This is a genomic window from Pseudoduganella sp. R-32, from assembly GCF_049913245.1.
Classification (GTDB): Bacteria; Pseudomonadota; Gammaproteobacteria; order Burkholderiales; family Burkholderiaceae_D; genus Rugamonas.
This window is the reverse complement of record NZ_CP183987.1, coordinates 6,114,745-6,128,148: the sequence shown is the minus strand read 5'-3', so window position 1 is coordinate 6,128,148 and position 13,404 is coordinate 6,114,745. Positions and strand designations below refer to the sequence as shown.

Sequence of the window (13,404 nt, the reverse complement as noted above, 5' to 3'; positions counted from 1 at the left end):
CTTTGACACTCATGACCACTGATCTCCGCTTCACCCATCGCGATTTCTTTATTTTGCGCGCGCCATTTCTGCCTGCCAAAGTCTGGCTGGAATATCGGCACAATACTGCAGTTGGCGCTGCCGATCCAGCCGAGCTTCTTTGGACCAAGCGCATGGGCGCGGCGCGTGAACTGTTCGCTCGCGCCCCGGTAAGTGAAGCGATCTACTTGGCAAGCGGCGAGCTGCACCATCGGCTTCAGTCATCCGATTGGGATAGCGCGCGAGCGGACAGCCGCAAGCTTCTCCTGACGTTCGAGCGCTACCTGAACCGCATGTGCCTGCGGTCGACCCCTTTTGGGATGTTTTCCACCGTAGCCATCGGTCGCATCACTAGTGATGGCTATCATGGCCCCGCTCAGTTGGAAGGCGATGGCAGCGGCGTACGGCGCGCCCGCGTCGATGCCGGCTTTCTACAAATTCTTTGCGACCAGATGGTGATCCGGCACCGCGAACAACTTCCCTACCTCGCAAATCGCTCGGCATATGTCAGCGGCGAGTTCCTGAAATATACGGATTGGTCCAGCACCTCCACCGGCGGACGGAATTACCAACTGGCCCAGGTTGATCGGCACCCGGTAGTGGAAGCAATTTTGGCACTTTGCGACGCAGCCCCATTGCTGCCGCAACAGGTGTGCGAACGCGTCGCCGGCAAATTCCCGCAGGTGCCGAACGCAGTCCTTGAGGTCCTGATTGGCGACCTCATCGAAGCCCGGCTATTACTGCCAGCATTAACAATCGACCTGCTGGCCCCGGATCCTGCCCGTGCACTGGCAGCTGCACTGTTGGCTTCTCCCGCAAGCGCCGCTGGCCGAGCCTTGTTGCGGGCGGCGGACGAATTGGACGTTCTGACCGACGTCCAGGCCTTCCCCATGGCTCAATACCAGCGCATAGGAGCAGAATTGGCCGCACTTTGCGAACCAGCGCCGAAAGCACCGCAAGTAAGAGTCGATTGTTTCCGTCCGGATGCAGCGTTCAGTCTGTCCAGGCAGTATTGCGACGAGCTGCTGGCGGATTTAGGTCTGCTGATTTCTCGCTTCTGCGAAGAGGAAGCGTCCTTCAACAACTTGGCCCAGGCATTTTCGCACCGCTACGGCGAGAGCGTCGTGCCACTGACTGAACTGCTGGACGATGAAGAATTGTTTGGGGCCGGGAGCGATCCCTACAATTGCGACTTGCTACGAAAATTTGGCCTCACGAAGGGGAGTGGCCATAACGGCAATGCGCAAGACACTCTGCGTGAATTTGACAAGTTCTTGGTCGGGAAGTTGCTGGCCGCTCCCGTTGGCAGCAATACTGTATTGCGCATTACGCCGGAAGAAGTGCGGACATTCAAACGCCGCGGCAGGAAGTTCCCGGATAGCCTGTTTGCGATCATGACCGTGCTGCCCCCAACAGCCGAGGGTACGCGTACCTGGCTGCAGGGTATTTCCAATTCCAGCCTGGGGGCTTGGACCGGCCGCTTCGCTTATGGCGATCCGGCAATCGGCAATGCTCTGCGCGATATGGCAAGGACAACGGAGCAAAACGATCCCGAAGTCCTGCATGCGGAAATTTGTTACATGCCATATGGCAAACTCAACAATGTGATGTCTCGGGCCGACATCTGGCCCTACCGCATCAATCTGGTTGAAGGGGATCTGCGCGGTAGCGACAACGAAATTCCGTTGAACGACCTGCTTGTGACCGTGGTCGGCGGCGAGGTGCAGCTGTACTCGCGTCGGCACGGCAAACGGGTGATTCCGCATATGTCGTCCGCTCATAACAGCGAGCATTTTGGCAATGTCAAGGCCTACTCTCTCCTGCGTAGCCTTGAGTTGCATCCAGCGTATTTCGCGCATTTTGGATGGAGCAATTTCTTCAGGAGCTATCCTTATCTTCCACGTCTGGAATATGCCAATATTATCCTTGCGCCGGCCCGTTGGTTGATCCAAACCGGGGATTTCGTACCTGACAAGGCACTGTCCGAGCAGGAGAACAGGCGGGCGTTTGCAACTTACCTTGCACAACGCGGTCTCCCGGCACTGACCGAACTAAAAGAGTTCGACAACACGTTGCTGCTGGACCGCACCGATGAGTTGGATATGGAACAGCTCTATCGCATATACCGGAAGAGCCGCCGGCTCGTGCTGCGCGAAGTCGTTTCGCAGGCAGCGCCCGCGAACGGTGCGCCGCTGCTGACAAGGCACGAGGTGCTGCTGCCCTTTGGACCGGATGCCGTCCCAGCGGCAGTGTCACATGGTAAGGTACGAAAGCTGGATCAATGCGATCTGCCCCTCGTGGCCATGCACGAAGTTCTGTATGCCAAAATATATCTTGCTCCCACCGAGGTCGACGCGCTGCTGCTGGACGTGATCGAACCCTTGGTGCGCCGTCTGCGCGGCGCCGGACTGGCCAGCGACTGGTTCTTTATCCGCTACGCCGATCCGAACCATCACTTGCGGCTTCGATTCCTGAGCCCCGAGTTAGGACCGCTTGTGCGCGAAGTTACCAAAGTTCTCGATTCGCTGCATGAAAAGCAGCGCATTCGCCATTACCATTTCGCCCAGTATGAGCGCGAGTTGATCCGTTATGGCGGTGCACAACTGATGGGACTGAGCGAGCAACTGTTCTGCGCCGACAGCGATATTGCCATCGCTTTGCTGGGCATCGCCGGACAAGGAGAAGAAGAGCGCTGTCATGCTGCCGTCTGGTCCTGCAACACCCTGTTGGCCGACCTGGGCTACTCTATCGAGGCTCGTCACCGCATCGTAGCCACAATGGCAAACAAATACCGCGCCGAGTTCAGCGTGAGCTCCTATCAGCGCGATTTGCTGGGAAAAAATTTCCGCACGCATGCCAGCCAATTGAACTGCATCCTCGACGATACCGCCGACGCCAAGGGATGGGACGCGAATTATCGTTTGGCTGCCGCCAGCGGACTGGAACGACGTCGCGCGTTGTTGAGCACGGTGCAGCCGTTGGCAGATGAGATCGTGCAGAGCCATCTGCATATGTGCTGTATACGTTTGTTCAGCCAGCATCCGCGCTCGTATGAAGTCATCGCCTACGATGCACTGGAACGCATTTATCGCACGGCATTGGGCCGGCAACGCGCCAACACAAGGAAAGTCGCCGCATGAGTGAGCTTTTCAGGCGGGAAGCCTATGCCGCCCGCCGCCCAAAATGGCTTGGCGAAATTATCGTAATTCAACCGCCCTCGGCACGTCTCGTGTCCGCCTTGGTTGCCTGCGTGCTGGTGGGGCTGGTCTTGCTGCTCTCGCTGGGCACGTATACGCGCCGGACAACGGTGTCCGGCAAACTTGTCCCGGTTGGCGGTCTTATCCAGGTGGCGGCCAACCAGGCCGGCGTTGTGCTTGAGCGCCGCTTTGCCGAAGGAGATACCCTGCGGGCCGGGCAGATCATGTATGTCATCTCCAGCGAACGTCAAAATGGTGCACTGGCCCCTACACGCCAGACCGCTGCACACGAACTGCAGTCGCGGTCAGATTCGCTCCAGCACGAACTGAGTCTCAAGGCCGAGTATTTGCAGGATCAGGAGCGTCGCACGGTACTGCACTTGCGTACCCTGCGAGAGGAACTGGCAAAGCTGGATGAGCAACTTGCCAGCCAAAGCAAGCTGTTGACGCTGGAGCAGGGGAGCCACCAACGATTCCAGGACCTGCATGAGCGCGGCTATTTCTCCGACGAATCTTTCAAGCAAAAGCAGTCTGAACTGCTTGAGCACAGGAATCGCCTGGCTGCACTGCAACGCGAGCGTTTGGAAGTCGAGCGAAATATCAACGAACGACAAGATGACTTGGCCACAGCACGGCTGCGCCATGCCAGTGACGCGGAAGCGTTGCGCCGCCAGCTATCGTCGAACAAGCAGGAACTCAGTGAAAATGAATTGCAGCTCACCGAACTCATAGTCGCACCACGCGACGGCGTCGCCACGGCGATCCTGGCGGATACAGGCCAGGCCGTGGGGGCAGGCAGTACACTTGCAAGCTTGCTGCCGCAAGCTTCCCGGATGCAGGCGCGCTTGTACGCCCCTAGCAATGCCATCGGTTTCGTCCGTCCCAATGCGCGCGTGCTCCTGCGCTATGACGCCTATCCCTATCAGCACTTTGGTCAAGCTGGCGGCAACGTTGTTTCAGTCACTCAGGCCCCGGCCGTCGTCGGCACTGCGGTGAGCGCGGCAAACGGCGGCATTGGCACGCCTCAGTATGAAATCATCGTTGAACTGGACCAGCAGGATATTCAGGTCGCAGGCCAGATGCGCAAGCTTCCGGCCGGGATGAACTTGCAGGCCGACGTGTTGTCAGAAACGCGTAGTCTCTACCAATGGATGTTCATGCCATTCCGCGAGCTCAATGCACTGGTCGGCGCCACTAAGCCTTAAGCAGCTTCATCCTCCTCTTCGCTTCCGAAAAATCGCAAATAATGCAGTCCTTTGAAAAAATGCTATTCGCCCGTGGGCGAAACGTCCCACTGGTTCTTCAAATTGAGGCTGCGGAATGTGGACTGGCCTGTTTGACCATGGTGCTCTCCTATTACCAGCACCGCGTCGATTTGGCGGAAATGCGAGCACGTTTCGCCATCTCCTTAAAAGGAGCATCCCTTGGCCAACTGATTCATATTGCGGAAAAAATGGGGTTGGGGTCACGCCCATTGCGCCTGGAGCTGGAAGACATGGACCAGTTGCAGTTGCCGTGCATCCTGCACTGGAATTTCAATCACTTCGTGGTACTGACCAAGGTCGATCAGCGCGGCATTACAGTCCAGGATCCGTCGTTTGGCGAGCGAAAGCTGACCTTTGCCGAGGTGTCGCGATCATTTACCGGGGTCGCCCTGGAGCTTTGGCCCAAGCCGGAGTTCCAGCCACGAGTCGAAACGCCTCGGGTCCGGTTCCGTGAACTGATAGGCACGACGCGTGGATTCGGCCGTGCCGCTGGCCAAATCCTGCTCCTGGCCGCGGCCCTGGAAGTCTTATCGTTGATCAGCCCATTCTTTACGGGTTGGATTGTCGACTCGGTTATTCCATCCAACGACAAGCCGCTGCTCTACGTCCTCGTACCAGCTTTTGCATTGCTGTTGTTGCTGGAGACCGGTATCAGTACGGCGCGTAGCTGGATGCTGATCTATATGTCCACGTCGATCAGCCTGCAGTGGCGATCGAATATCTTCTCCCACCTGGTCCGGCTGCCCATGCCGTACTTTGAGAAGCGCACCCTGGGCGATGTCATTTCAAGGTTCGACGCTGTCAACCAGATTCAGCGCACGATCACTACCTCATTCCTGGAAGCGCTGCTTGATGGCACGATGGCATTGGTGACACTAATGCTGATGTGCTACTACAGTCCTGCCATGACTGCGGTCAGCATCGCCGTGGTTGCCTTATACGCACTGCTGCGGTGGGCATGGTATTACCCTACCCGTGCCGCCAGCGAGAGGGAAATTAACTGCGGTGCCAAGCAACACACACATTTCCTGGAAACGGTGCGGGGAGTCAAGGCGATCAAACTGTTTTCCAAGCAAGAACAGCGGCGCGCAGCCTGGCTGGCGCTGTCCTCCGACCAGATCAACGCCAATCTTCGGCTGCAAAAACTGAATCTGTATTTCCGTGTGGTGAATGGTCTTGGCTTTGGTCTCGAAAACCTGCTGCTGACTGGCCTCGGCGCGCTGTTCGTCATGGAGGGCCGTTTCAGCGTAGGCATTCTGCTCGCCTTCATGGCGTACAAGACGCAGTTTATCAATCGTACCGCCTCCCTTATCGATAAGACGATGGAATTCAAAATGCTTCAATTGCAGAGCGAACGGCTGGGCGATATTGTATTGACGGCACCCGAAGAAAATGGGCCCGAACATATGGCTGGCGCCACCGACCGCACGGCGCCATCGTTACGGGTGGCCGGCTTACGATTCCGGTATGGCGAACAGGAACCATGGGTGTTGAACGGCGTTAGCTTCGAATTGGCAGCAGGAGAGTCGCTGGCCATCGTCGGCGCATCGGGCTGCGGCAAGAGTACTCTGCTATCTGTCCTGTTGGGAATTCGTCCGCCCCACGAAGGAAGCATTACCATTGGCGGCACCGATATACGGCAGCTCGGCGTCAATGCATTTCGCTCGATGGTCGGTACCGTACTGCAGGATGACGTCCTGTTTGCTGGCTCGATTCAGGACAATATCAGTTTCTTTGACGCCGATGCCGATCCGCTATGGGTTGAGCAGTGTGCCGCGACCGCCTCCGTACTGGACGATATCCGGGCTATGCCGATGGGATTCAATACCTTGGTTGGCGATATGGGTACGGTGTTATCTGGCGGGCAGAAGCAGCGCATCCTTTTGGCGCGTGCCTTGTACAAGCGTCCTCAAATATTGTTCCTGGACGAAGCTACCAGCCACCTTGATGTACCACGCGAAAAGCAGGTGAACGCTGCCATCAGTGCGCTGCGGATAACGCGCATTATTATCGCGCACCGGCTTGAGACCATCGCCTCCGCAGACCGGATTCTGACCATTGAGCACGGCCGGGTCGCGAACGATCAGCCTGCCAGCCATCTACGCAGTGCTTGACTGCATTCCTATACGACAATTGGAGAAGTACTCATGCTGGACTTTGGAATATCGAAACAGACCTTCTTTGACGAACTGCACGAAAAGCGTCCCTTTATTCAGCGTGGCGGTTACGCCGCGCTTGCTGTCGGCTGGGACGAAGTGGATCGCGCCCTGTTTGTCGGTGAGAACACCGATGCCAATCTGCGCGTGCACAAGGGGGGGTTCATCGATGAAGCGAAATATACGGAACTTTGTTCCGACCTCGGCGTGGTTCGCAAACGCATCATCAAAGCCGAACTGGCCAAGTTGCTGGAAGACGGTGCCTCGATCATTTACAACCGGATGGAAGGGGTATCCGTACCCATTCGCGATCTGTGCAATCAGGTCGCCCGATTCACCGGCGCGCCCGCAGCGGCAAACGGCTATATTTCTTTTGGTGACAAGGAGACGTTTGGCAACCATTGGGACACGCACGACGTGTTTGCAGTACAGTTGATCGGACGCAAGCGGTGGCTTGTTTATGAACCCACGTTCTCCCTGCCACTGCCTGGTCAAACCAGCCTGCACCATAAAGCCGATTGCCCCGCTACTCCCTTCTTCGATGAGATACTGGAAGCAGGCGATATCCTTTATATTCCGCGCGGATGGTGGCACACTGCAATACCATTGCGGGAAGAGACATTCCACGTTGCCATCGGCGTTCACCCACCAGTCGTCGCGAACTACGTGGAATGGGTGGCCAAGAACGTATTGCCCGACCATTTTTCGTGCCGACACTCAATTCACGCGAATGAGCAATCGCGGCACATCATCGCTGCGGCAAAGGAGACGCTGTTGGAAGTCCTATTTAGTGACGAGACCTTCTCGGCTTACCAAACGCAGCTGGTCCGCAACGAGCGCACGGCAAGTGCTTTCGACATTGCACGTCCCTTCCGGGCAGACGCTTACGACGAGCTGGAACAGAGTCGCTTCATCCTGCACTCGCGCTTCGATGGTCGCGCCATTTTCAAGGCGCGCACGATCAATGGCCGCGCTTCCTTACGCACGCCGCATGGCCAGGCGGTCACGGAATCCATTGCAAATGCCACACAGCCGATCAGCTTCCAGGCGCTGCAGGCTGCACATCCTGCCATTAAACACGAAGCCTTGCTGTGGACACTTAACGACTTGCTGCTGCGCGACATCATTGGCAAACACGCGCGCGCGCCGTTGACGCATGCCGTAGCGCAAGCCCAACCATGATGTCATGGATGAGCTTGCGGCAAGGTATTCGGCGCAGGTGGGCCAGCTTGCTTTGCTTGGCCAGCCTGTTAATTTGCCTGCCTACAGCGGCTGTCGCTGCACAGGCCGACCTGCCGGACATGGCGCGCATCTGGCGCGATGTGCAATACCTTCATCCAGCCTTGGGTGACGGGACAGTCGACTGGGATCAGGCGCTGGTCGATGCGTTGCCGGCAATGCTCGCTGCGCAGGATGACGGCGCGCGCATGCTTGCCATCGAGCGGCTGATGCAACCATTGCATGATTCTGCGTTGCGCATCTGGGATAAGAGCGAGAGCCGGCCGCTCGCCCTCCCGTCGGGCCAAGCTCTGTGGCAAGAGTTGCCGGCTAGCTATTGCCTGCTGCGACTGCATGGCGGCCGCCCGGTGTCGCCGGCGGACTGGGCGAAATTTCTGGCGCATTTGCCAAACGTGCGCGGTCTGGTCATCGATCTGCGTAGCACATCCTGGCAAGTTCCCAACCAAGCTCCCTATCTGGAGCAGCTTGCAGCCCGCGTCATCACGGCGCCGCTGGCCTTGCCAACTGAGCAATACCGGTTTTATGCTGACGCGCTGCCATCCGGCACGGCGGACGACGGCGCTGCTGTCGGCGGCTTGCTGACGATGAATATGCGCTCGGTTACGCCGCAGCCCTCGCAGCGCGGCAAACCCATCGTATTTATAGTCGACAATCTGTTCCCGGTTCCCAAGGTTGCCGTGGCCCTGCAAACAAGGGGCGCGGCACAAATTATTGCAGTGGGACGAATTTTGCCTGCATATGCGGTGCCATTGCAGCACCTGAATATCGGCGAACATATAACGGTTCAGTTTAGCCGCGCCAGATTGGTGACAACTCAGGGAATCATCGGCTTTCGCCCCAATGAGGTCATCTCCGCTGCAGGCGACGGCAATGCCGAGAAGGCACTCGTGCAAGCGGCAATACAAATGCTGAAAAATCACGGCCATTGGCGTCCTGCTCCCGCCCAGCATCCAGCGCCCATAATGGCACGCCAGCACCACCAGGCTGATCAGGCCGAATTCCCCGCGCTGGAGCAACGGCTTCTCGCCGCCATTAAAATGTGGGCCACGATAGATCGCCAATATCCTTATCGGGAGTTACTTGGCGAGGCCTGGAATGACGCTTTGGCCACGTGTCTGCAACAAATGACGATGGTCAGCAACAGCCTTGAGTACGCCCAAGCCTTGGAGACGATGGCAATTCAGATGGGGGACAACCATGTCTGGGTATCGAGCCGGGCACTGAATGCCTTTTATGGAAAGGGAGACCTGGACCTGCGCTTTGCATTGATCGACGGAAAGGTTATCGCCACCGCAGACAGCGTTGGCGGCGATCAAGCAGAATTCATTCGTGCCGGCGATGAGCTCATTGCAATCGATGACCAGCCAATTTCAACGCGAATGGCAATGCTTGCGTCCCGGACTTCAGCTGCCACGGCGGCTGGCATTGAATTTGGCGTTTTGGGCACCTTGCTGCGAGGCCAGCCGGCTTCGGTCGCCAGGCTGAAGCTACTCGGTGCGCGCGGTGAGTATGAAGCCACGCTGGGCCGGAAAGCTGTAACCGCCGAGACGATTCAACGGGCATCCTCACCCGTCTTGCAAAGATTTGAAGGCCGTATCGCCTATGTGGACCTCGACCGCCTGGAACCGGATGCGGTCCCCGCCATGTTCTCGTTCATTGCGGATACGTCGGGCGTAATCTTTGACTTGCGGGGTTATCCGCGCAGTACGGCGTTGGCCATTGCCGCCCGCTTGAACGTCAAGGGCGCCGCCAGCGGCCCCGGGATACACCAGTTTTTCGGCAGTGGCCTGTTACCGTCGACAGCTTTCCGCCTGTATCATCCGCAGCCAATTCGCCGTGCCGACGGCCCGATCTATTCCGGTACGGTCGTGGTCCTGATCGATGCTCGAACCATGAGCCAGGCGGAACATGCCGCGCTCTTGTTTGAGTCGGTGGCGCCTGTCACCTTTATTGGCAGCCCGAGCGTTGGCACGAACGGCGACCTTCGCCTCATGACACTTCCGGGCAAAGTCACTGTAAGCTATTCTGGGATCGGAATCACCCGCGCCAATGGCACTCGTTTGCAACAAATAGGTATTCAACCTCATATCACGGTCCACCCTACTGTTGCGGGACTGCGGGCGCAACAGGATGAAGTGCTTGAGCGTGCATTGCTATTTCTGAAATCCGGCAGATAATGGTTTCGCCTACAGACTGGTTTCAAGTGGCGCAACTTCATTGGGGGCGGGGTACCTACTGCGCAGCTCATTGCTTATGGCTTCGCTGGTGTACACGGCTTTGCTGGCCGTCACATTAGCAGTTTGTTACCCGTTGCAGGTTCATTGAAGGTGGACACGAAGCGCTGAGCGCGGACCGCAAGCAGGGTATCGCCGTTCCGATCGACGAGCTCATGAGGCGCAACTATGGCAAGTACTCGGAGTCGCGGAAAGGCTGGCTCTACGTTGACGAAATGAACCACGCAACTTACCCCATCACGGTCGTACAGCAAAAGAAAGTCGACGGCAAGGAGGCGATGAGCTCTACCTGGTCACCAGCGGCCTCGCCATCGAATCGAAGGATGGCCAGGATTCGTTCGAAGCCTTGAGCGTCGATGCCGGGGGGGCTGAAGACTACCGCCAATGAAGCCGCCGTGGGCGAACACTTCACCACCACCAGCAACGTGGTCCTGGCGCAGCGCAATGAACAGATCGTCGTGCTGACCGAGTTCACGGCAGCGTTCCAGGTCCTGGGGCCGGCAACTGCAAGGAAACCGAGAGCGCGTATGCCGACTGGGAAAAAACAAGGACGAAAAGAAGACTGCGCCTGCCGAGGGTGAGGGTTCGCCGGAAGCGTCGAGCGAGGAGGCGGACGAGGAGTACGCCATCGTTCCGCGCCGCTGCAACCAACTGTAGTGGTCCTATCGCACCGACCCGGTAAGCGACTCGACGTTCACACCGCTGTATATCACACGCAAGGCCGGCATGCAGGAAGGAATCCAGGTGGGCACGAAAACCTGGAAGGAAATGTTCGATCCAAAGAGCTATACCTATCTGCTGCCAAACGAGCTGAAAACATCGACACGTGAAGCCGGACAGGCGCCTAACGAAACTGCGCCAGGATCCGCGCGAGCGTGCCGTCTCTGGCGGCGGCAGCGATCGCGCGATTGGCTTCTTCCAGGCTGAGATGGCCTTTGCGTGAAACCGCGCAGCGGGTCGTGAAGCTCGCCGCAGTCAGGGGCGGGTGCAGGTTCAGTGGAAAGGCCCGCAGGCGCTGCCGGTATTCGAGGACAGCGCGCGCGATCAGCACATGGTGCACCCGGCCGCGCGCCAGTTTCTCGAGATTGGTTTCCATATTGGGCGAATCGTCCCGTACAAAGCCGGCACCGAGAATCTTTTCGATTTCAGGATGCTGGTAGCCGAGGATGGTGCCGATGGCCTGTCCGCGCAGGTCGGCGATGGAATGCGGTTGCGGATGGCGGGCATCGGTGACCAGGACTTCCTCCGCCGTGAACACCGGCTCCGTCCATAGATAGTCTCCTTCGATCCATTCCGGCGTATAGCCGCACAGGATGTCGGCCTCGCCCTGCTGCAAGGCCCTGGCAATGCGCTTGCGCGGCAGCAGCAGGAAGCGCAGCTCGCGCCCCGTGCCGCGGGCCAGCGCCTGTCCCAGCATCTTGTGCACGCCGTCCGCCAGCCGGCCATTGTCGATGCGGGCCATGGGCATGTCGGCCGCCCGGTCGACCAGCACGACCAGTTCGCCGCACCCTGCGCACGGTGCGGACAGCAGCAGGCAACTGAGGACGAGCAGTCGTAACATTTTCATGCTTGGCGGTGGCGAGCGCATGGATTGAGTTGTACAGCATTGTATGCAATGATGGCACGCAAATTGACACGAAGGAACCCATGCTGCTACGCACGCTTTTCTGTCTTTTTCTGCTGACGTTCAGCCAGTTGAGCCACGCACTGCCAAGTGCCACGCCGGCGGCCCAGCCAGAGGCGCCGCTCGCGCGGCTCACCGTCGGCAACCGGACAGTCTTCGTGTTCCGCGCGATGCTGAGCGGCTATCCCCCACATGACCGCGCCGAAGCTGCAGAGAAACGCCTCGAACGCGCGCTTGCGCAAGGCGGTCCGCAGCAGGCCAGCACCCGTTCGATCGCCGAGGGTACGCAAGTCCTGCTGGACGGCTCGCTGCTGTTCCTGGTGTCTCCCGGCGACGTCAACGCCCTGGCGGGTGATACCACCGAGCTGCTGGCGCATGAAAGCGCCGCGCAATTGAACAAAGCTCTGCTGGAACGCCGCGAGCAGCGCAGCCCGGCCTATATCGCGCAAGCGCTGGCCTTGTGCGCCCTGGCCAGCTGCGCGCTGGCCTTGTTCCTGTGGGTGCTGGCGGCACTGCGCCGCCAGGGCCGGCGCCGGCTGGAGGCGATCCTGGGGCGGCGCCTGGCGCAGGTCCGGGTGCGCAACGTGCGCGTGCTCGATGCGGAACACCTGATCCATTTCATGCGGCTCACCATGGATGTTGCGGCCTGGTTCCTGGGGCTGCTGGCCGCTTACGTCTGGCTGGCCTTTGTGCTCGCGCGGATTCCGTTCGCGCGCAACTGGGGCGAACGCTTGCAGCAATTCCTGCTCGATACCGCCGCTGAAATCGCCGGCAACGTGGCCGATGCGATTCCCGGCCTGCTGCTCGTTGCCGTGATTGTTGTCGTGGCGCGCCTTGCCAGCGCCACGCTGGCCTCTGTTTTCAAGCGCATCGAAAGCGGCGAGCTGCATTTCGGCTGGCTCGATCGCGATACGGCAGTGCCGACGCGCCGCCTGGGCAAGGTGGTGATCTGGCTGTTTGCGCTGGCCATGGCTTACCCCTACCTGCCCGGTTCGCACACGGCGGCCTTCCAGGGGGTGACGGTGCTGGCTGGGCTGATGCTGTCGATCGGCGCCTCCAGCATTGTCGGCCAGGGTGCGGCAGGCCTGATCCTGATGTATACGCGGGCGCTGCGCAAGGGCGACTACGTCAGCATCGGCGACGTGCAGGGCACGGTGGTTGAACCCGGGATCTTCGATACCCGCGTGCGCACCGGCATGGGCGTGGATGTGGCAATGCCGAATGCCTGGGTACTGTCGAATACGATCAAGAATTACTCGCGCGCCGTGCCGGGCGCTTATGTGGTCGATACGAGCGTGACCATCGGGTATGACACGCCCTGGCGCCAGGTCTACGCCATGCTGGAGGAAGCGGCTGCGACCACCGAGGGCATTGCTGCGGAACCGCGGCCGTATGTGATCCAGAGCGCCCTGTCCGATTTCTATATCGAATACAAGCTCGTGGCATGCTCGGTACTGAGCTCGCCCAATAGCCGTGCCGAGCTGCTCAGCCTACTACACCAGCAGGTGGTCGACGTCTTCAATCGCGAAGGCGTCCAGATCATGTCGCCGCACTTCACCCAGGAGCCGCAGCAACCGCACATCGTGGCGCCTGCGAGGTCAAAGCCGGCGGCGTGATCCCGCGACAGGCAGCGCTGGCCGGCCTGGTTGCAGATAGAAAAACGGTGGTATC

The 13,404-nt window shown here is 59.0% G+C and carries 8 protein-coding genes; 7 read left to right on the top strand and 1 reads right to left on the bottom strand.

Annotated elements, in window-relative coordinates:
- Positions 1-11 precede the first annotated feature (11 nt).
- The 6 genes from ACN9MU_RS28045 to ACN9MU_RS28020 all read left to right on the top strand — a co-directional run bounded on the left by ACN9MU_RS28045 (position 12) and on the right by ACN9MU_RS28020 (position 10,690).
- Positions 12-3,158: a lantibiotic dehydratase gene (locus ACN9MU_RS28045; RefSeq protein ID WP_426164890.1), complete on the top strand. Its 3,147-nt coding sequence runs from the start codon at positions 12-14 to the stop codon at positions 3,156-3,158.
- Positions 3,155-4,420 carry an HlyD family secretion protein gene (locus ACN9MU_RS28040; RefSeq protein WP_426343771.1) on the top strand — a complete coding sequence of 422 codons (1,266 nt, stop codon included), beginning with the start codon at positions 3,155-3,157 and terminating at the stop codon, positions 4,418-4,420. The genes ACN9MU_RS28045 and ACN9MU_RS28040 overlap by 4 nt, the downstream gene beginning before the upstream one ends.
- A gap of 41 nt (positions 4,421-4,461) precedes the next feature.
- Entirely contained in the window at positions 4,462-6,594 is a 2,133-nt protein-coding gene (locus ACN9MU_RS28035) for a peptidase domain-containing ABC transporter (RefSeq protein ID WP_426319270.1), read from the top strand.
- Positions 6,595-6,627: 33 nt separating this feature from the next.
- Positions 6,628-7,818, top strand: a complete 1,191-nt coding sequence (locus ACN9MU_RS28030) for a JmjC domain-containing protein (protein ID WP_426336419.1) — start codon at positions 6,628-6,630, stop codon at positions 7,816-7,818.
- A 56-nt stretch (positions 7,819-7,874) separates the two neighbouring features.
- The gene (locus ACN9MU_RS28025) at positions 7,875-10,052 is read left to right on the top strand and encodes a S41 family peptidase (RefSeq protein WP_426164882.1); all 2,178 of its coding nucleotides are present in this window, start codon (positions 7,875-7,877) and stop codon (positions 10,050-10,052) included.
- A 413-nt stretch (positions 10,053-10,465) separates the two neighbouring features.
- Entirely contained in the window at positions 10,466-10,690 is a 225-nt protein-coding gene (locus tag ACN9MU_RS28020; protein ID WP_426164880.1) for a hypothetical protein, read from the top strand.
- Positions 10,691-10,953: 263 nt separating this feature from the next.
- Here the strand turns inward: ACN9MU_RS28020 and ACN9MU_RS28015 are convergent, their stop codons facing one another.
- Positions 10,954-11,670: a substrate-binding periplasmic protein gene (locus ACN9MU_RS28015; protein WP_426343770.1), complete on the bottom strand. Its 717-nt coding sequence runs from the start codon at positions 11,668-11,670 to the stop codon at positions 10,954-10,956.
- Positions 11,671-11,756: 86 nt separating this feature from the next.
- Between ACN9MU_RS28015 and ACN9MU_RS28010 the strand changes: the two genes are divergently transcribed.
- Positions 11,757-13,349: a mechanosensitive ion channel family protein gene (locus ACN9MU_RS28010; RefSeq protein ID WP_426343769.1), complete on the top strand. Its 1,593-nt coding sequence runs from the start codon at positions 11,757-11,759 to the stop codon at positions 13,347-13,349.
- The last annotated feature ends 55 nt before the right edge of the window (positions 13,350-13,404 follow it).